The following is a 20,973-nucleotide window of genomic DNA, read 5'->3' on the forward strand; positions in this document are numbered from 1 at the left end:
TCTTACTAGTTTAACCCACAGGGATTTTCAGATAGGATGCGACTGCACCGTCTCTGCTGAAGCTTCTGTAAATTCACAGAACTTTCTTCATCAAGCCTATATGTGGTTAGCATAACTAATGCTGATGAAACAGTGCTGATGAAACAGAGCCTGCTTAAATTTCTCACAATACTGTTATGTCTAGCTTTGCTGCCGTTTCTCAGCTTTTAGATGCCCTTGATGACGAATTGGTCGGACACACTCTGAGGCCTACTCAGCTAGACCAGATGGTGGGACATATCAGTACAGATACTCGCACCATCCAGGTCGATGACTTGTTTTTGGCGTTAGAAGGTGAGCGGTTTGACGGTCATAGGTTTGTCGAGCAGGCACTGGCATCTGGTGCGATCGCAACCATCACTCGCCAAGGTGTGATTACGGCTGAGGTGCCCCGTATAGAAGTAAAAGATACCCTGGTGGCTTACCAACGCATAGGCCGCTGGTGGCGTCAGCGATTAGGGTTACCCGTGGTAGCCATTACTGGCTCTGTGGGTAAAACGACGACAAAAGAACTGATCTCAGCAGCCCTGGACCTACATGGGGGCGTCCATAAGACCCGTGCCAATTTTAATAATGAAATCGGTGTACCCAAGACACTCTTGGAGATCACCCCCGAGCATGACTATGCCGTTGTGGAAATGGGGATGCGAGGCCCCGGGGAAATTGCCGTGCTGACGCAGATAGCTCAGCCCAATGTGGCTGTGATCACGAATGTGGGTACGGCCCATATTGGGCGGCTAGGCTCCGAACAAGCAATTGCAAATGCTAAATGCGAGCTACTGGCCAATATGCGGCCCGATGGCATTGCTGTGCTCAATCAAGATAACCTCCGATTGATGGAGACGGCGGCTCGGGTTTGGTCGGGTAAAACCATTACCTATGGCTTAACTGGTGGCGATGTCCATGGTCAGTTTCAGGGGCAAACGGTTGTGGTAGATGGTCAGGTGCTGCCATTGCCCTTAGCAGGTGAGCACAATGCGCTGAATTATTTAAGTGCGATCGCAACTCTTCAGGCCCTAAACCTTGACTGGTCTGGTTTAACCAAAGGCCTGGATGTCAATATGCCCGCAGGTCGGGCTAAACGATATGAGCTGGCCCATGACATTGTGCTGCTGGATGAAACCTACAATGCTGGTGTTGAGTCCATGAAAGCGGCCCTAAGGTTACTAAAAGATCAGCCAGGAAAGCGCCATATTGCCGTTCTTGGCACCATGAAAGAGTTGGGGCACAAGTCTGTAGAGCTGCACCAGGCCATCGGCGAAGTGGTCCAAACGTTAGGTATCGATCATCTATTTATCTTGGCGGACCCTGCTGAAGCTGCGGCAATGGCAACGGGGGCTGGAGCCATACCCCATCAGCAATTTACGAGCCATACTGATTTAACACAGCGCCTACAGCAATTTATTCAGCCAGGCGATCGGTTACTGTTCAAAGCATCACGCTCAGTGGAAATGGATAAGGTGGTGAAGCCATTACTTGAGCCTTAGATCGTTAAGGATATTAATTAAGGGTCACAGAATCTGCTCTACAATAAAAAATCTGACACTTTCATCTGGTTGTGGCTCTGATCCTTACACAAGAGCATATTGAACGCATACAAACCCATGCGGAGCAAGCCTATCCCCATGAGGGGTGCGGTTTGCTAGTGGGGACATTTGACGCTGCAACCGACCAAAAGACATTAGCGAATGTAGTTCTATTGGATAATGCGTGGTCTGCTGATGTTGCTGTGGCTCTGGCTGAACGAGGCCAGGGTGACTCGGCGGCGATGACAAAAACGCGACGCTACTGGATTGATCCCAAAGATTTATTTGAAACCCAGCGCCAGGCTAGGGAAGAAGGCCTGAGCATTATTGGGGTATATCATTCGCATACTGATGCTGACGCGGTGCCGTCGCAGTGCGATCGCGATCTGGCTTGGCCTGCTTATGCCTACATCATTGTGTCTGTCCGTAATGGTATCGCTGTGGATATCCGCAACTGGCAGCTAGATAACAATCATCAATTTCAGCCTGAACCATTCAAAATTGTGCCAGCCTCTGCGGCAAAGGATCGAATGCCGCGCTTGTCGTCCTGAAACTTGAAAAACGCTCACCCGTAGCGTTGCAACAGACCATTACATCTCTTTTCGTTCTCAAGGAACCATGCTGAATCCAAATCTGGATGACATCCAACTAACTAAAGAAGACTATGAGCGCTACTCACGGCATCTAATCCTGCCCGAAGTAGGCGTTGACGGTCAGAAGCGACTAAAAGCTGCCAGTGTACTGTGTATCGGTACGGGCGGTCTTGGCTCTCCCTTAATTCTGTATCTGGCAGCAGCTGGCGTTGGTCGTATCGGCCTTGTCGACTTCGACGTGGTTGACTACTCCAACCTGCAACGCCAAATTATTCACGGCACCTCTTGGGTCGATAAACCTAAAATCGAATCGGCCAAGCATCGAATTCTTGAAATCAATCCCCATTGTCAAGTCGACCTACACAATACTCGTCTAAGTGCTGACAATGCCCTCAAGATTTTTGAACCCTATGACATCATTGTAGACGGCACCGATAACTTCCCCACCCGCTACCTAGTGAATGACGCTTGTGTGTTACTCAACAAGCCCAACGTCTATGGCTCTATTTTCCGGTTTGAAGGCCAGGCGACGGTCTTCAATTATGAAGATGGTCCCAACTATCGCGATCTCTATCCCGAGCCCCCACCGCCGGGCCTGGTCCCCTCCTGTGCAGAGGGAGGGGTTCTAGGTATTCTCTGCGGTATTGTCGGCTCTATTCAAGCCACAGAAACCATTAAGATCATTTTAGGTGCGGGCAATACCCTCAGCGGTCGTTTATTGCTATATAACTCTCTGGATATGTCGTTCCGTGAGTTAAAGCTACGCCCCAATCCAGTGCGACCTGTGATTGAAAAATTGATTGATTATGAGCAATTTTGCGGTATCCCCGATGCTAAGGCAGCTGAAGCTCAACAGAAGGCAGCTATAGACGAAATGAGTGTGACTGACCTCAAGCAGTTGCTTGACAGCGACAGCAGTGATTATGTCTTACTTGATGTTCGTGATCCAAACGAATACAAAATCGCCCAGATTCCCGGCTCAGTGCTAATACCGCTCTCCGAAATTGAGAGCGGTGCTGGGGTTGAGAAAGTTCGAGGATTAGTGAACGGCCATAAACTCATCGCCCATTGCAAGATGGGTGGTCGTTCTGCCAAAGCACTCTCTATTCTCAAAGATGCAGGCATTGAAGGGACCAACGTGACGGGGGGCATTCTGGCCTGGAGTCGTGAGGTTGATCCTTCAGTACCTCAGTACTAAATTTAGTGTGTTCTTCCGAAATCCCTTTCTAACGAGAAGGATTTAAGCCATTGTCTTCTACAAAGGCAATGGCTCAGTTCCATCAATAGCTCATCTTTTTGTGTACAGACGTTGCAAGCAACGTCTTTTTAATCATGTCCCTTAAAGACCGCATCAGCGACGAAATTAAAGCTGCAATGAAAGCTCGCGATAAGATTCGCCTAGAAACCGTTCGTGGTATTAAGAAAGTCATTCTAGAAAAAGAAACAGAAGTACGTCCCAAGGGTCAGGATGCGCTGACTCCTGAACAAGAAATTGAAGTTGTCACTCAGCTAGCTAAACAGCGTAAGGACTCGATTGAACAATACAAGAGTGCAGGTCGCGACGACCTGGCTGAGAAAGAAGCTCAAGAACTAGCTATTTTGCAAGAGTACTTACCTGAGCAAATGTCTGATGATGAAATTGCAGCAGTTATCGATGAGCTGATTGCCAAAACTGGAGCTAGTGGTCCTCGCGATATGGGGAAAGTGATGGGGCCTGCCATGAAAGAAATGAAAGGCAAGGCCGATGGTGCCAAAGTGCAGGCGTTAGTAAAAGCGAAGTTAGCGGGTAGTTAATTCAAGCTTTAAAGAAAGAGTGTAAAAAAAGAGCGTGCAACAATTGTTGCACGCTCTTTTTTAAAGTCTCACTGTAATCTCAGACTATCGGCGAGGCTGGTAGTATACTTTTTGACCCTCGTTGGGCACAAAAATACACTCACGAGCGGAGCGCCAGAAGCTAGTCCAGATAGAGTCTTTACCTTCTCGGTAATAATCTCCTAAGATTGGCTTGATTGCCTCAGTTGCATCTTTTAAGTGGTAGTGAGGCATATTCAAAAAGATATGATGAGCCACATGGGTGCCAATGTTATGGTGAATGTTGTTGATAAACCCATAATCGCGGTCAATGGTAGACAGTGCACCCTTGAGAAAGTACCAGCTATCATTGCGATACCAGGGGATATCAGGTTCTGTGTGGTGTAGAAATGTGACCAAATCTAGCCACATCACGAAGACTAAATAGGGCATGACGTAGAACTTAAACAGAAAGACTAGGCCAAACTGTAAGCCAACCGCACCCAGGAAGCCGATAAACAGGGTCCATAGCGTTGTGCTTGTAATCACATCCCACTTTTCGGAGGCGCGAAATAGATCGCTGCCGGGCATAAAGTGAGATCCTTTACGACCAGGTGAACGCTTGAATAGATAAAAAGGATAGGCTAAAAGAAACAGATTGAAACGGATCGCTTTGCCAATCGCATCCATTTCGTTATATTCATCTTCAGAAACTGGATACCAGCTTTCGTCTGTGTCGATGTTGCCAGTGTTGGCGTGGTGAGTACGGTGACTAATTCGCCAGCCATGGAATGGCACCAATATGGGGGTATGGCTAAGGTGACCAATGAGATTATTTAGCCACTTGTGCTTTGAAAAAGAGCCATGGCCACAATCATGACCCACAACAAACAAGGCCCAGAACATAGTGCCTTGCATTAACCAAAAGAGAGGGAAAAACAACCAGGAGTTGAGGGCGTAAGCTATGCCATACAGGCCAGCAATAATACCAATATCTAGAAAAAAGTAAGCTAGGGAGCGACTAGTAGACGGTTCAAAACAGTAGTCCGGAATCGCATCCTTTAGATCTTTAAGGGTAAATGGAAGCTCGCTCGTAGATTGGGTTGAAGACCCAGTTGGGCGGGTAGTTAATTGCACTTATTACCTACGTTTGACATCTAAAATCAAGCTTTGCAACCTGATATATTACGGACTGGAAAAGCACCCGCATCAAGCCTTAAAGCCGATTCACAAAGCTTTACAATACTATAGATTGAGTCACAGACGTGAAGCTAGATAGTCAATTCGAGGAAATGTTCTGACAAAACACGTAGTCTTTACCGGTACTTAACAGAGACCGGCACGACAATTATCGGGTGAAGTGCTGCACTTCAGGTAGTGATGCATTACTTGTGATAGCTGCCGCCTTGCAGGATAGTCTTACCGCGATACAGCTGTTCTAACAACAATAATCTTGCGACTTCATGGGGGAATGTCATCGCCGATAAGCTCAGTACCTGATAAGCCTTGTGCTTGAGATGGTAGCTAACTCCATTAGGACCACCAATAAAGAATACCAATGCACCAGAAGCTTCTTGACCTAACCACTGGCTAAAGGCAACTGAATCGTAATGCTTCCCGTCCTCTGAGAGCACGATCAGTTTGTCATAGGTCTTCAGTACACCGAGTACCTTGGTTGCTTCAGTATCTGGGTCAGTATCTTTGATTTCCAGGAACTCAATTTCGGGTAGCCGCTGAATATATAGACCAATACCGTCTTTGAGCCAGTCCTTTTTAATTTTGCCGACCGCAATGATTTTTACCTTAGGAAAGCTTTGCCCCATCTGTTGCCAGTTTTGAGTGTTAAGTGCTGAGTTTTGAGTTGGTTAACCGAGTGCCACCCCTCTCAGAGTAGCCTGGGAGCTAACTCAAAATTCAAAACTTTACTCTACCGGTGTGGAGGCAAACTCTGGTAACTTTTCAGCGTTGGCAGAGAAGGCTGCAAGCTTTGGGTAATTTGCGGGGTTGATTGACGTCAGCTATGTATAGCTGGGTAAACCACCAGGCCACAGCGACAGTAATATCCGACTGCGTGGGTAAATAGCAGGCTGGGGACATTGCCACCCGCCTGACATAGGGAGAATCAAGCATGCCCATCAGCTGCATAGGCGTACCAAGGGTAAGCGAACACTTCTGAACAAAAGGGAAGCTTGATGACTATACGTCACCCCTTAGATGTTTCTATAGATCGTGCTAGGGTCAGTTATTTATTTTTGTTCAGTAGTGACATAGTCAATGGCCCATCTAGCTGCTGCTAGGCTAATACGGGCTTGTTCCATCGATGATAGGGATTCCCATTCGATGTCGCGCACTGAGTTAATGGTGGCATCCAATATTTCCTCTTGACCACGCATGGCGTGAGCTAAAGGACGGGCCATAACTTGCAGATCGGCATCATCCCATCCAGTGAGAGTGTCGCGAACACAGGTAATTAGCTGCTCTGCTAGAGGGCGACCGGTATTGACCACTTGAGTGGCTTTGGCCGTGATTTGATTAATCACGTCTTTAGATAGACGACTAGCAAAACGCTGGGCTAAAGCTGCTTGGATAGATGTTCCACCCCAAAATGCATCTAGTTGAGCTGAGAATGCTTGCCAACCAATCTTGGCTTCCTCATCTGACAGTGCTAGCTCATCACCAGCAGCAGTAGCCTCTGCAAAATAATTCGATGATTCTGCAGGGGTCCATGGATAAGGTTCTTGAAGTGCCAAAATTGACTGCAGCATTTCCTGCTGAGCTAGATTTTCTGCAGATAGATGTTGCTTCGAAGAAGAATTTTTGTGGTTGACCATGGTAGTTTTACCCTCCCATAAGTTCATTGAGCTGTGACAGGAAGAGGATACAGGCTTGATTCCAAGTGTTCCGCATCTAATTATTGAACTTACGGCAAACTTACGCTAAAAGACGTAAGTTCGTATACCCAAACATCGAAATTTTGTCTAAAAGCAGCTCTGAGATTGACCAAATTATGGGATTTCTAGGTCTCTCCAGTGGGCTCGATTAAAAATTCTAGCAAACAGCCATCTGAGCTACCAAAACGCAATTGTGTGCCTGATGATAGGGGAATTTCTTGGCGATGGATTTGCTGCCATCCTTCGTCACTGAGATAGTAGGTGCCATAACGTGAGAAGTCCCGCAAAAAGTAGGTGGGTTCTGAGGCTTCTTCCGCAGCAGTGGCACGACGATAGAAAATTTCAGCGTGCTTGCTAGATACCCAGGGTTCTCCTATGACCAGATCATTGTCGGGCAGACGTCCCACGCGCATTAAACCTCGATAAATTGGCCATACTTTGCCATCGCCACCAATTTCACGAATGCTGATGGTGTGGGCAGCAGCACGGCCACCAATGCCGGAATCGCCTGGGAGACGGGTAATGTCTGTGGGCATGGGGGTGAGTAGCTCCCCATCAAAGTCGGGGTGCATGTAGAGCACGGGCAAGGTCCATGCGGGTTGATTGAATTTGTAGAGTGTTAGCAAGTGCTGACGTGCGATCGCAACCGCTTCATCCACAGGTTTCCGCTCGGCTAATGCTTGGGCAAATTTCTGAATAAAGCTCAGAGCTTCCTCATCCGCAATGGAATCCCGCATCGCCAATACAGCGGGGACGCCATGGTGCAGTAAGACCTCTGCCAGGCTGCTGCGGGGAATGGCCTGCTGGCCGCTGCATTCGGGCTGGGCACCCCAGCAGGTATTGAATACAGCTAGCTTCACACGACAGCGGGTGAGCACCTGGGCTAGCTCTGTACCGTTGAGGGTGGCATTGGGCTGAAGAAACAAGAGGCCACCATCGGGCGCAGGGATGCCATGGCCAGCGTAGAAAAAGACATTGTAACGATAGCGCTCTAAATGTTGTACAAGCTCTGCTGGCGAAGGCTGTAGCAGCACATCTACCTGACGCACCACCCGGCGACCGGGTCTGGAGTCGGCTCTGCTTTCCAGAATGTTTTTGAGCAGATCGGCTTCTTTCTCAAGACTCAGGGTGGCTGCAGCCCGATCGTCTGACGCCCCCCCATCGTCATGACCGACAACCAATAATATTTTCAGCCCATTGTCCAAGCCCCAATCAGCTAAGGGATCAACGTCACTGGTGGTGCGACTAAACAAGATCTGCTGGTTAAGCGCCACTGCCGGACGTCCGGGTTGGGACTGCATAATTTCCCAGGGCACGCTGATCAGTTCTGGATCTCGTATTTCTAACCGCAAGCGCATGACCGTGCTCTGACCTTGAGCAATACCGCAGCTGTGGTCCAGGCTACTTTGGACGGGACCATCAAACAGCCACTGCCAAAGATTAAGCCCTAGGTGCTGCATTAACCGACTGCTGTAGCTATTGGTCTGACTAGACTTGGACAAATCATTGTTCTCGTCTAGCAATAATTGGGGTACATAGGCGGAAGGTATATGGGGAACCTGGGGCAGACCGCGTAACGAAAACATTGACTGCCAGGTTTGCCAGGCTTGGGATAAGGTATGGTTCCAAATCCGGTCATGATGCACATGGCCACTGGGAAATGGAGACTTGAGCACCCAAATAGCGTAATGTTCTGGATCAGCTGCCGTGAGCCGATCCAATGCAAGCCATAGACAAAGTGACTCTGAAGAAGATGACATAGAAGCGGTCATAAACGTCCTGCCACAGTAAAAATACAATACACACCTATTCGGGAGGGCAGTTGAGTACCTCAGCAGTGCGAGCAATTTGCGCCAACTCTGCTTCTAGCACCCAGCCTTCTTCTCCGGAAGTTAGTGGAATGGTTCCAGGGGTTGTGACAACTGAATTGGAATTAGCTGGATCTAATTCACTGGTACGTGGTCCAGTTTCTTCGGTGCTGGTTGGCGGTTGGTCAGTAGACTGACCAACCGCAGGAACAGCACAAACTTTTAGCTTGACCCAGCGGGATTGATCAGCCGCTGGCTCCTGTCGGGTTAAAACTTGGACAATGGCACCATCCGTCAGTTGTCCCAGTTGATCACTACTATCGTCCTCGGGGGTTTGGGGAGTCGCCACCAGCTCAACGGGTTGACTCAATTGTAAATAGCTTCCTGGCGTTAAAAGTGGATTGGTCAGCTCATCGTCAGAAATACCTACTGTCTGTGTTTCTTGACCAGTTTCCTCCTGAATAGTTTCGGGAACTCCAGTTTCTGAGCTAATGGAAAGCTCCCTAAAAAACACCATGGTCAACGTGGTTGCTGTACCAAGAATAGCCACTAGCCCAATTAAAACTGGCCATAGGCTCGACTTTTTCTTGATGGGTTGGGCAGCAGGGGGGGCCTCTCTAGCAATTACCGTTGCCTGGGAGGAGGCTACCGTTCGTTGAGACTGGGTTGGGACAGAAAAGGCTAGTTGATTGGGGGACGGTATCGGTACCCTAGGCGGTTTTAAGGCTTGGGCGCGACCTGCAACTACCCCAACGGTGACGTTGTCATGACCGTTATAGGAATTGGCAAGCTTGACCAGATTAGTAGCGGCTGTGGCAGGCTTTGATTGGCCTGTTAGTACTGGTAATAGATGGGTTTGCCAAGATTGTTCAACCCGATCATAGTCACTTAATCCATCGGAGCACAGGAGCAAAACGATGTCATCGTCAAGGATTAAGCGCTTTATGGCTACATGGAGTGCAGTGGAATGTCCCATGCCTAAAGCCTGAATCAATGCTCCTGTGGCTGGGCGATTCACCACATCGGCATAGAATCCATATCCCAGGCGGACTTCGCGAGCTGCTACATCATCATCAAAGGTAATCTGGCGGCAGTTGTTAGCACTGATGCGGTAGGCGCGGCTATCGCCCACATGGGCAATGTAAATTTGGGCACCAACAATCAGCGCCATGACCAAGGTGGTGCCCATGCGATCGCGAGCCTGACGTTGCCCCCGGTCATTATGCTCAGAGATATTGTCATTAGCGACACCAATGGCTTGTTCAATGGCCAGGTTGACTGCTATGGGGTCATGCTGGGGCTGATGGGCCAGTTCATCTAACAGCGGGGCCAGTTGTTGTTGAATCGTTGCGATCGCAAGCTGGCTGGCCACATCTCCACCTTCGTGCCCACCAATTCCGTCACAGACCAGTAGCAGCAGGGGTTGCTGACTGCGGCGCTTACTATTAGGTCCAGCAGCATGGGTTTGGTTCGTCCCACTGGCTGGATAGCAAGCATCTTCATTACGCTTGCGACTAGGCCCTTGATCGGTCAGTACTGACAGACTATAGTCCGCCTGATAGCCTTTAGTTGTCACCGCAATTGCCTGGTCCAGACAAGCTCCCAAGACCTCTGGTGTCTTAATCTTGCCAGTCGTAAGTTGGTCACACAGACTTTCGAAAAACTCTCGAATCGAGGGTTGCGCCTCAGGGACCAGTGATTGCCAAAATTTTCCTAAATCACTAAGTGTGACCGCCTGCAAATCATTGCTCAGCTCCAGCAGCCGCACCAACGAACCATGAACCCGTAAAAGCGTCTTAGATAGCAGACTGCTAGCGACTTGTTGCTCGGTAAAGTCTGACCATAAACCTGCTATTTGCCACAGCCAGTTCAGCTGCCTCAGGGGTGAAGCCATCGGCCATTCCTCCATGAGGGTAGGCAGCAGTTTAGGTTGGTTATCACCCGGTTCAGCAGCAATGGCGGCTGCATCTAAAAGCAACATCTCACGCCCTGTGCCTTTGTTGAGCAGGGCATAGGGTTGGGGCACATGTAGTCCGTGGGAGGCCAGTATCAAATATGGCCAAATATGAGCGGGAACAGGTTCCGGTGATACCGGAGGAATTCCAGGCTCAGTATCTAGCACAATCTGCTGATGTTGCCAGGCATAGCGTTTATCCAGATGGTCAAGAGCCAACTTCCCCTGTCCCACGGCCCATAGGTAACGGTGGGGCAAAAAAGTTTGACAGGAGGTGCAATGCTCGTTGCCCTCTGGATTAATGGCCTGACATTCAGGGTTTGGACACTTAATCACTCTCAGATACCACGCGGGGTAAGCCCATACTATAGTTGAGTACCCGACTTCTCAGGTTGTAGCTAATTTGACCTGATTGCAGCAACGTTCTCACAAAATGCTCAAGATCAGAGCCGATGCGACGTAAGTTGTAATCGGTAAGTGCTTCCCCGGTGGCGGCTTCAACTAATCGATCAAATTCTTTATAAATCTGCTGCAGAGCCTCATCAGGCCAATTAAACTCGTTGTCGGGATCAACGTCTAACGTCAGTTGATTCTCACTCGGTACAAGCTCATTGTTCTCAATGTCTGCCGCAAAGATATGGATATGACGTGTGGTGGACTTGAGCAGCATGGATTTAGTTGCATGGTTGAAGACGCCTATATTGTAAACGTTTCCTCGCAACCGCTTTATGGGCGATTTTTTAGCTTTGTTGGTAATTCATATATCCCTATACTTCACGAGTATTGAGTCAAGCGCTGCAAGATAAGGGATGGCTGAGTATCTGAAGTTACTGCTGGTTCGGCACGGTGAATCACTTGGGAATCTAGAGGGCCGTTTAGAAGGGCAAATGTCTACGGCTCTATCTGCTACGGGTCAATGGCAGGCTCGTCAGTTGGCAGCGTATTTACAGGAATATCAACCTGACCCTGTCTGCATTTACAGCAGTCCGTTACAGCGGGCGGTTGAGACGGCGGTTTATTTAGACGCATTAATTGAACGCCCTATCCAATATGAAGTGGCCCTACAAGAGCTACACCAGGGAATTTTTCAAGGGTTAACTTGGGCTGAGGCGAGTAACCGTTATCCCCAGATCTGTGAGGCGTTAACAAAAACGTTAGATTATCAGCCCGTACCTGAAGCCGAAACGTTAGTGGCAGCTTATCAACGGGCGGCAAGCTGGTATCAAACCCTGTGGCAGCGCCATCAACCAGGTGATTGGGTTTGGATGGTGACCCATGGGGGCTTTATGCAGCAGCTGATCAGGGTGATTTTAGGGTGCGATCGCACCTGGCAAATTCCCATTCGCCACACCGCCCTATTTGAGTTCTGGCTACTTAATCCGGATCTGACTAAAGACCGTCAGCATAACTCAGAGTGCTGGAAAATTTTAAAGTTTAATGAAACTCCCCATCTAGGGCAGAATACTTGAACCATCAAGGCACTCAATTTTTTGCAGGCTATCCATATATATACGGAAATTCCGGAGCAAATTGGATAGCTATGACATTTTTGAGGTAACCTTAATGCCCAGCACCTGGAACATCTTGTGCAACTAGATGTCAGCTGTAACCAGGTGTTCTACCACTCTGGGATGATTGTAGTGATGGTCTCTTGGAGACTATTTGCATGTATACTACTACACTTACTGATATCAATGATGTCTTTGGGCAAGCCCAAGACGGCAGCGTAGCGGCCATTATTCAAATCCTTAACGATCGGTTAGCAAACAACGGCATCCGTACTCGTGCTGTCTTTGTCGATAATGTGCTTCAACTTTTGTGTGAAGCTCCCACCAATGAGCAGCTTGAGAAATCGGTGGTCGTTGAAAATATTCGAAATATTCTAGAAAATATTGCCCCTCGCCGAATTCGGCGAGTCAAAATTAATAGTCGCCTTGTCCAAGAACAGCAGCTACTCTGGCTTGAAGAAATTAGCCGCGACCCTGATAATCATCTGCTTTGGGCAGAAACGATTATCCTCAAGCAACCCCATTGGTTTAAGCGCACCCTGCGTGATCTAAGGCGTCCTAAATTACGAACGGACATGCCAGAGGGAGCTTCTAAGTCTGATCTGCGGCAGCGTAAGTCGTTTCTTGGCAACATTATTGGCGGTCTATCCGTTGCTCTCTTACTAATTGGTATCACTGCTTGGGCTTATAAACGGTTGGCAACGGCTCCTTCAGTTGCTGACTCTTCAGAGCAAACAGCCTCGGCTCATCTGCCTCTACCTGAATCCTATGATTCGTTTGCCCGAGCCGTTCGCATTGCTGAGCAAGCTGCTAAGGATGGTTCAACGGCAGAGACGTCATCTGATTGGCTAGCATTAGCCGCCCGCTGGCAGCAAGCCTCTGATCTAATGGCGGAAGTGCCAGTGGCTGATGAGCGCTATCAAATTGCTCAGGATAGGGTGAGTGCTTATCGCTCAAATAGCGAGAGTCTACTGCAAAAAGCCAGACAGGTAGATTAGGTGTATTGATAACCACTACTCAGCAGTAACAGTGTGTTAGACGCTTGCGCTTAAATAATTACCCCATTACCCATCACTCATCCACCCATCGACAGCCCCAACCGGGGTTTTATTTTTGTGCAGTCCCTTAGCAGGCAGTGGAGCCTGACTATCGACGTTTTACCTTGGCCATTTTTGGGGTGGCTGCACCAGCGAATCTGAGTGCAGCCACACAACAAACACTATTTCATATCGCTCGCTCGATTATACTCCATCGATTCAGTCTGCCTGGAAGTGAATGGAACCAGTGGTTCAGGCATAAAAGATCGATAAAGATCGATAGTGACAATTGAGAGAAACAACACACAAGATCTTCATACACAACAAATCGAGCAATTGTTGTTTAGTGTCACTAGATGGCGACAGCAAGGATGTTGTTGCTAGCTCTACTGAGGGAGAAGACTATTGCAGACTAAAGACCATAAGAGCCATGGGAAATTCTTGTTAAATCAAGATCATAAAACTAGAGAGAGAGAGAGAACAAAAAGTCTCTAAAGCAACAGTTCCAGTTTCAACTATGTAACACTTAGTCTCGTTGCAAATTTAGCGATTGTTTATTTAGGGAATGCACCAGCCTAGCACCGTTGCTATTTGACGGTGTCTCACAACTAACGTTATCCCAAAGATCAGCAATACCCACATTTACTAGCAACCGTTGCCGAAAATGGAACGTTAACCATGGAAAGTCTGGATACAATCTTGACACTTAATGAACTCAGCTAAGCCTGCGATTGGCTCAAGGATCACTTGAGTACTAACGTAATGTCTTAGCTAGCGATCGCAATCTCTGCGACAGTGTTCCCCCTCTAGCCCAGCTTAATCATGGCCAACTACTATCAAATTGGAGGCAGTCTTGACTATCAAGCCCCCACCTACATTGAGCGACAAGCGGATAAAGAGCTATACTCCGCTCTGTTAGCGGGTGATTTTTGCTACATATTCAACTCTCGCCAGATGGGAAAATCTTCTCTTATGGTGCGCAGTTGGCACCGTCTACAGGAAGAAGGCTATCGCTGTGCCGTTATCGATGTTACTAATATTGGCAGTGATCACATTACCCCCGAACAATGGTACAGGGGGCTGATGGGCACCCTGGCACTACAGTTTGGTCTCCGAAAAACAATAGACATTCGGAGCTGGTGGGAAGCACACAGCCACTTATCGTTGACTCAAATTTTGAGTCAGTTTATTGATATGTTACTGGCTCAGTGTCCAGACCAACGGTTATTTATCTTTATCGATGAAGTGGATAGTCTGCTGAATCTACCGTTTTCAGTCGATGACTTTTTTGCGCTCATCCGCTTTTGTTATAACCGTCGTACGGTGGAGCCAGCTTACCAAAGGCTTACCTTTGCCATTTTTGGTGTGGCGGCTCCGGCTGATTTGATTGCCGACAAACAACGCACACCGTTCAATATTGGTCGAGCAATTATGCTCACAGGATTTAGCCTCGAAGAAGCCGCATCCTTAGGCCAAGGCTTAAAGATTCAAACCGAAAATACCCAAGCCATTTTACAAGAGGTATTGAATTGGACAAATGGACAGCCCTTCTTGACTCAGAAGGTTTGTCAGTTATTAGTTACCTCTAGTCAAACAGCGGTCAATGACCCATTAAATATACCGCTGGGGATGGAAAAGTTTTGGGTGGACAGTGTAGTACGAGATCAAATTCTCACCCACTGGGAATCGCAGGATGAGCCTGAGCATTTGCGCACCATTCGCGACCGATTACTCTATGATGACCGTCGTACAGGACGCTTGCTCGGGATTTATCAGCGCTGGTTAGAAGGTCAAACAATACCCACCGATGATAGTCGCGATCAGATTGATCTATTGCTAAGCGGGTTGATGGTGCAGCAACAGGGAAATCTCTGTGCCAAAAATCGAATTTATGAAACCGTTTTTAATCTGGAGTGGATACAGCGGCAGTTGACCGCCCTCCGCCCTTACTCGGAAGCCTTTAACGCTTGGGTGGCTTCAAAGCAGATTGATGAATCCCGATTGCTGCGGGGACAGGCACTGCACGATGCCCAAACCTGGGCCAGGGGAAAAAGTCTCAGCGATTTAGACTATCGCTTTTTGGCCCTGGGACAAGAACAGGAGCAGATTGAGATTCAGCGATCTCTAGACCTCGAAAAGGCTGAAGCCGCCAAACGGACCACCCGTCTACAACGCATTCTTTTAGGCATCACGTCAGGGGCATTAGCAATCGTTTCACTGCTGGGTGCGGCAGCATTTTTGCAATATCAGCGGGCGATCGCCAGTGAACAAACCGCCCGCCTCAACGAAGTTCAGGCGCTAATTTCATCGGCAGAAGGGCAATTTGCCTCCCACCACGAACTGGAAGCGCTGATCGATGCTATCAGGGCAAAACGCCGACTTCAGGAACTTGAGCAAGCTCCTACAGAGTTGACCGTCGCAGCAGATCGGGCTCTTAACCAGATTATCTACTGGATGAGTGAGCGCAATCGCCTGTCAGGCCATGAAGGACATGTTTTGGGCGTTACCTATAGTCCAGATGGAGAATTGATCGCAACGGCGAGTGGCGATCAAACCGTCAAGCTCTGGGCCAAGAACGGTCAACTACTACACACCTTTGCAGGTAATGCCACTACCTTTGGTATCGCGTTTCATCCCCATCTCCCCCTACTAGCGGCAACTAATTTGGACGGTAGCTTACAAATTTGGCATCTCGAATCCAAAACATTGTTGCAAACGATTCAAGCCCATGAAGGCGCTGCCTGGAGTGTGGCCTTTAGCCCCACAGGAGAATTTTTAGTCTCAGGTGGAGCCGATCATCACGCTAGGGTATGGACTCTAGACGGAAATTTGCTCAAAACGCTGTCGGGGCATCAAAGCATGGTTTGGCAAGTTGCGGTAGGTGCAATTGAGCAAACAATTGCCTCGGCCAGCTTGGATAATACCGCCAAAGTGTGGACTGCCGATGGTGAACTCTTAAGTGTATTACCTGGTCCCCTCGACGGTGGCAGTCTTTGGAGTTTGGCTTTTAATGCGATGGGTAACTTACTAGCTACCGGTGGTGACGGTGAAGTGATACAGCTCTGGAACCTTGATGGCAACCTTAGCAAAACCTTGGAGGGGCACACAAAGCGCGTTGAAGACGTGGCCTTCGCTGCTGATGGTGCTACGATCGCATCCGCAAGCCTGGATAGAACCCTTTGGATTTGGGGCACAGATGGCAGTCCCTGGCGTATTCTTCAAATTCCAGGAGATATCCGCGAACTCAGCTTTTCTCCAACCGATGTGCAATCCATCGTGACAACCGGAACTCAGAACACCGCTCAACTCAGACAGTGGGAAACACCGCTGCTCAAAACCATTTTTCTAAATGACGAGATTTGGGATCTTGCCATCAGTCCTCAAGGTGATCGAATCATCTCTGGCGATAGCTCAACAGTTAATGTCTGGGACACCGAGCGAAACATCGCTGCCACCCTACAAACGGATACAATTCTGTTTGGATTTGACTTTAGTCCAGACGGCCAAATGATTGCAACATCTGGACACAATGGCACCCTTAAACTTTGGACCCAGGAGGGGCGTTTCCTAAGAGATTTAGAGGGGCATCAACTACAGATTTGGGATGCTGCCTTTAGCGCTGACAGTCAACGGGTGGTCGCTGGTGCAGAAGACGGTAGTATTCGAGTATGGACTGTTGAAGGAGACCTCATCCAGACTCTAGACGGTCATGATGGACAACGCATTTATCGTGTAGCATTTAGCCCTGACAATCAAAATTTCGTCTCAGCAGGTTCAGATGGTACACTACAGGTTTGGAACGCCGATGGGAATCGCCTCCATACAATTGAAGCCCACGATACAGATATTTTTGGGTTAGCAGTAAGTCCGGATGGTCAGTTTATTGCCTCTGCCAGTGCCGATCGTACCGCTAGGTTGTGGCGATGGGATGGCACATTGGTCAGCACCTTTGAAGGACATGCGACCGGTCTTTTCGGGGTGGATTTTAGTCCTGACGGACACATGGTAGCTACTGCCAGCGCTGATAACACGATTACCCTGTGGACTCTAGACGGTAAACCTATCAAGACCCTATACGGCAAAGATTCTGGCTTCAAAAGTGTGAAATTTAGCGCCACAGGAGAGCTCGTCACTGCCACGGAAGACGGCACACTGACCCTGTGGAACTTGGAGAAGATATTGGCATTGAACGAGCTGGAATATGCCTGCAACTGGATAGCGGATTATTTACAGACCAATATCGACGTGGTGGAGAGCGATCGCACCCTCTGCAAAGATATAACAACAGTTAATCCGTCTTAATAGAACCATGGCTAACTACTATCAAATCGGTGGCAGTCTTGATTCTGATGCCCCCACCTATATCGAACGGCAGGCGGATAAAGATCTCTACACTGCATTGTTAGCAGGCGAATTCTGTTACGTGTTTAACTCTCGCCAAATGGGCAAGTCGTCTCTAATGGTGCGCAATTGGCATCGTTTGCAGGCAGAGGGACATCGCTGTGCGGTAGTAGATGTGACCAACATTGGCAGCGACCACATTACGCCGGCGCAGTGGTACCGAGGCATGATGGGGACCCTGGCAATGCAGTTTAACCTGCGTACCCGTGACATCCGCATCTGGTGGGAGGATCGCAGTCATCTGTCCTTCACACAAATTCTGAGTCAGTTTATAGAAATGCTGCTGGTTCAGTGCCCGGAGCAGCGATTGTTTCTCTTTATCGATGAAGTAGACAGTCTGCTAAATCTGCCCTTCTCCGTTGATGACTTTTTTGCGCTGATTCGCTTTTGCTATAACCGACGGACCATTGAGCCAGATTATAAACGACTGACCTTTGCCATTTTTGGGGTGGCAACTCCCACGGATTTGATTGCGGATAAACAGCGTACACCGTTCAACATTGGTCGAGCAATTGTATTAAAGGGCTTTAGTTTGGCAGAAGCCATGCCCCTTGCTCAGGGATTAAATATACAAACGCCCAATACTCAAGCGATTTTGCAGTCAGTGCTGCATTGGACTGGCGGACAGCCCTTTTTGACTCAGAAGGTGTGTCAACTTTTGGTAGCGTCTAGCGAAACTGCTTTGAAGGAGCCCTTGAGTATTCCCCCTGGGATGGAACACTTTTGGGTAGACAGTGTGGTTCGAGATCGCATTCTGACCCATTGGGAATCCCAAGATGAGCCAGAGCATCTGCGCACGATTCGCGATCGACTGCTCTACGATGACAACCTTGCAGGCCGTCTGCTCGGCCTGTATCAACAGTGGCTAGAAGGGCAAGCCATTCCCACTGACGATAGCCGGGATCAAATTGACTTACTGTTGAGCGGCCTGATGGTGCGACACGATGGCCATCTCCAAGCCAAAAATCGAATTTATGAAAATGTTTTTACCCTGGAATGGGTGCAGCGCCAGCTAACTGCTCTGCGCCCCTATTCAGAAATGTTTAATGCCTGGGTAACCTCGCAGCAAACTGACGAATCGCGACTGCTACGGGGGCAGGCACTCCATGATGCTCAAGTCTGGGCACGGGGTAAAAGTCTCAGCGATTTAGATTATCGTTTTTTATCTTCAAGCCAGGACCAGGAGCAGGCAGAAAATCAGCGAGCCCGGCAGCTAGAAAAAGCACAGGCCGCCAAGCAAACGGCTCGTCTGCAACGAATTCTCTTGGGCCTAACCTCTGGGGCATTGGTCATCGTGTCACTTTTGGGTTTGGCCACCTTTTGGCAATATCGTCGAGCCGTCGGCAGTGAACAAGCGGCCCTTTTAAGCGAACAGGATGCCCGACTCAATGAAATTCGAGCATTGATTTCATCAGCAGATGGACAGTTTGCCTCTCACCATGAATTAGAGGCCTTGATCGATGCCATTAAAGCCAAGCGTAAGCTTGAAACGCTCCAGGGGGACCATCCTGAACTAACGGCAGAGGCTGATCGCGCTCTAAACCAAATTGTTTACTGGATGAGTGAGCGTAATCGATTGTCAGGACATCAGGGACCGGTTTTAGGTGTTGCCTACAGCCCTAATGGAGAATCGATTGCCACTACCAGTGGAGATACGACGGTCAAGCTTTGGGCCAAGGATGGTCAACTGCTGCACACCTTTGAAGATAGCAGCGTCACGTTTGGTGTTGCCTTTCATCCCCAGCGTCCTGTGCTAGCGACAACCAATCTGGACGGCCATCTAAAGCTGTGGGACTTAGATGCAAACACTCTCTTACAAACGATAGAGGCCCATGGAGGCGCAGCCTGGGATTTGGCCTTTAGCTCCAAGGGAGATTTTCTGGTTTCTGGTGGAGCTGATGAGCAGGTGAAAGTTTGGGACCTAGATGGGACCCTACGTTACACCCTGGGCGGACATGAAGGAATGGTTTGGCAGGTGGCTGTGAGTCCAGTCGAGCAGACGATTGCTTCGGCGAGCCTGGATAACACGGCCAAACTTTGGTCGTCTGCGGGTCAACTCCTGAGTACTCTGCGGGGTGAGACTAAAGGCAATAGTCTTTGGAGTGTGGCCTTTAACCCTACAGAGGCCACTGTCGCAACCGGAGGCGACGAGGCCGTCATTCAATTGTGGCAGCCCAATGGAAACGCCACTAGAACCTTGAAAGGGCATACAAAACGGATTGAGCATTTGGCTTTTAGCGCCGATGGCAGAACTCTAGCCTCTGGAGGGTTGGATCAAACCCTGCGTATTTGGGGTAAAAAGGGAATTGTCTGGCGCATTGTCCAAACCCCAGGTGATATTCGCAACTTAAACTTTTCTCCCACGGATAGTCGTTCTGTTGTCATCTCTGGGACAGGCACTACGGCTGAACTCAGACAGTGGGAAACGCCTCTGCTCAAAACTATCTTTCTGGGGGATGATTTGTGGGATATTGCGATCAGTCCCAGTGGTGAAAAAATTGTCTCTGGTGATAGTTCTAGGCCTTTGGTCTGGGATGCAGAACGCAACATTGTGACTGACCTGGAAGCAGAGCAAGGGACCCTGTTTGGGTTTGATTTTAGCCCAGACGGACAGATGATCGCCGCTGTCGGCACCACTGGCACTGTAAAACTATGGACCCAGAATGGGCAGTTTCTACGAGATCTAGAAGGCCACCAATTCCAGTCGTGGGATGTTGCCTTTAGCCCTGATAGTCAGCGCATTGCCGCTGGTGCAGAAGATGGCTCCATCCGAATATGGACCGTTGATGGCCAACTGATCCATCATTTGAAGGGCCAGCAGAGGCGCGTCTATCGGGTCGCCTTTAGTCGAGATGGCCAGCAATTAGTTTCATCAGGGTCTGGAGGCACCGTTCAAATTTGGAATACTACAGACGGTGAGCTGCTCCACAATCTTGAGGCCCATGGTGCAGATATTTTTGCTCTATCGGTCAGCCCTGACGGTCAATTTTTTATCACCGCCAGTGTTGATCAAACCGCTAAGCTTTGGCGCTGGGATGGCACATTGGTCAGGACCTTTGATGGCCATACAAATGGCCTATTCGGGGTGGATTTCAGTATTGATGGACAAATGATAGCCACCGCTGGCTCTGATAATACCCTTGTTCTATGGTCTATAGATGGCAACAAAATCAAAACCCTCTATGGCAATGGAGCAGGTTTCAAAAGTGTGAAGTTTAGCCCCAATGGAGAATTATTGACCGTTGCTGAAGATGGCAACATCACCCATTGGAATCTGGAGAAAGTACTAGCCTTAAATGAGCTGAGCTATGCATGCGACTGGATTGCTGACTATTTGCGGACAAACGTTGACGTGGTGGATAGCGATCGCACGCTCTGCCAAGATTTACCAGGCACTGAAAATAATACCTGAAACTCGCTTAATG

15 protein-coding genes are annotated in these 20,973 nt (G+C 48.9%); 8 read left to right on the plus strand and 7 right to left on the minus strand.

What is annotated here, in order from left to right:
• Nucleotides 1–176: 176 nt before the first annotated feature.
• From QGP82_RS33280 to QGP82_RS33295, 4 genes are all read left to right on the plus strand, one after another.
• Nucleotides 177–1,526: a UDP-N-acetylmuramoyl-tripeptide--D-alanyl-D-alanine ligase gene (locus QGP82_RS33280; protein WP_499062165.1), complete on the plus strand. Its 1,350-nt coding sequence runs from the start codon at nt 177–179 to the stop codon at nt 1,524–1,526.
• Nucleotides 1,527–1,597: 71 nt separating this feature from the next.
• Nucleotides 1,598–2,116 (plus strand): M67 family metallopeptidase, encoded by a 519-nt coding sequence (locus QGP82_RS33285; RefSeq protein WP_499062167.1) that lies wholly within the window; start codon nt 1,598–1,600, stop codon nt 2,114–2,116.
• A 67-nt stretch (nt 2,117–2,183) separates the two neighbouring features.
• Nucleotides 2,184–3,356 (plus strand): molybdopterin-synthase adenylyltransferase MoeB, encoded by a 1,173-nt coding sequence (gene moeB / locus QGP82_RS33290; protein ID WP_163663642.1) that lies wholly within the window; start codon nt 2,184–2,186, stop codon nt 3,354–3,356.
• 134 nt (nt 3,357–3,490) lie between these two features.
• Nucleotides 3,491–3,952, plus strand: coding sequence for a GatB/YqeY domain-containing protein (locus QGP82_RS33295; RefSeq protein WP_163698803.1), 462 nt, complete (start codon nt 3,491–3,493; stop codon nt 3,950–3,952).
• An 84-nt stretch (nt 3,953–4,036) separates the two neighbouring features.
• Here QGP82_RS33295 and QGP82_RS33300 read toward each other — a convergent pair whose 3' ends face one another.
• The 7 genes from QGP82_RS33300 to QGP82_RS33330 form a co-directional block, all read right to left on the minus strand.
• Nucleotides 4,037–5,086, minus strand: coding sequence for a fatty acid desaturase (locus QGP82_RS33300; protein ID WP_499062168.1), 1,050 nt, complete (start codon nt 5,084–5,086; stop codon nt 4,037–4,039).
• 248 nt (nt 5,087–5,334) lie between these two features.
• Nucleotides 5,335–5,772: a 23S rRNA (pseudouridine(1915)-N(3))-methyltransferase RlmH gene (locus QGP82_RS33305; protein ID WP_499062169.1), complete on the minus strand. Its 438-nt coding sequence runs from the start codon at nt 5,770–5,772 to the stop codon at nt 5,335–5,337.
• Between the two features lie 136 nt (nt 5,773–5,908).
• The gene (locus tag QGP82_RS33310; RefSeq protein WP_163698806.1) at nt 5,909–6,079 is read right to left on the minus strand and encodes a hypothetical protein; all 171 of its coding nucleotides are present in this window, start codon (nt 6,077–6,079) and stop codon (nt 5,909–5,911) included.
• Between the two features lie 116 nt (nt 6,080–6,195).
• Complete coding sequence (locus QGP82_RS33315; RefSeq protein ID WP_163663652.1) at nt 6,196–6,780, minus strand: hypothetical protein; 585 nt, start codon at nt 6,778–6,780, stop codon at nt 6,196–6,198.
• Between the two features lie 185 nt (nt 6,781–6,965).
• Entirely contained in the window at nt 6,966–8,600 is a 1,635-nt protein-coding gene (locus QGP82_RS33320; protein ID WP_250564909.1) for a CHAT domain-containing protein, read from the minus strand.
• Between the two features lie 46 nt (nt 8,601–8,646).
• Nucleotides 8,647–10,938: a protein phosphatase 2C domain-containing protein gene (locus QGP82_RS33325; protein ID WP_499062171.1), complete on the minus strand. Its 2,292-nt coding sequence runs from the start codon at nt 10,936–10,938 to the stop codon at nt 8,647–8,649.
• Nucleotides 10,931–11,272 carry an NAD(P)H-quinone oxidoreductase subunit M gene (locus tag QGP82_RS33330; RefSeq protein ID WP_163663657.1) on the minus strand — a complete coding sequence of 114 codons (342 nt, stop codon included), beginning with the start codon at nt 11,270–11,272 and terminating at the stop codon, nt 10,931–10,933. The genes QGP82_RS33325 and QGP82_RS33330 overlap by 8 nt, the downstream gene beginning before the upstream one ends.
• Nucleotides 11,273–11,411: 139 nt before the next feature.
• On the opposite strand from QGP82_RS33330, the gene QGP82_RS33335 reads away from it, so the two are divergent.
• The 4 genes from QGP82_RS33335 to QGP82_RS33350 all read left to right on the plus strand — a co-directional run bounded on the left by QGP82_RS33335 (nt 11,412) and on the right by QGP82_RS33350 (nt 20,960).
• Nucleotides 11,412–12,071 (plus strand): histidine phosphatase family protein, encoded by a 660-nt coding sequence (locus tag QGP82_RS33335; RefSeq protein ID WP_499062172.1) that lies wholly within the window; start codon nt 11,412–11,414, stop codon nt 12,069–12,071.
• Between the two features lie 197 nt (nt 12,072–12,268).
• A complete protein-coding gene (locus tag QGP82_RS33340) occupies nt 12,269–13,108 on the plus strand; it encodes a hypothetical protein (RefSeq protein WP_163663661.1) in 840 nt (279 codons plus the stop codon).
• An 861-nt stretch (nt 13,109–13,969) separates the two neighbouring features.
• Nucleotides 13,970–17,449 (plus strand): AAA-like domain-containing protein, encoded by a 3,480-nt coding sequence (locus tag QGP82_RS33345; protein WP_499062173.1) that lies wholly within the window; start codon nt 13,970–13,972, stop codon nt 17,447–17,449.
• A gap of 7 nt (nt 17,450–17,456) precedes the next feature.
• Complete coding sequence (locus tag QGP82_RS33350; protein ID WP_499062175.1) at nt 17,457–20,960, plus strand: AAA-like domain-containing protein; 3,504 nt, start codon at nt 17,457–17,459, stop codon at nt 20,958–20,960.
• Nucleotides 20,961–20,973 lie beyond the last annotated feature (13 nt).

The sequence above is a fragment of the Leptothoe sp. LEGE 181152 genome (genome assembly GCF_032906605.1).
Lineage (GTDB): Bacteria > Cyanobacteriota > Cyanobacteriia > Phormidesmidales > Phormidesmidaceae > Leptothoe > Leptothoe turfae.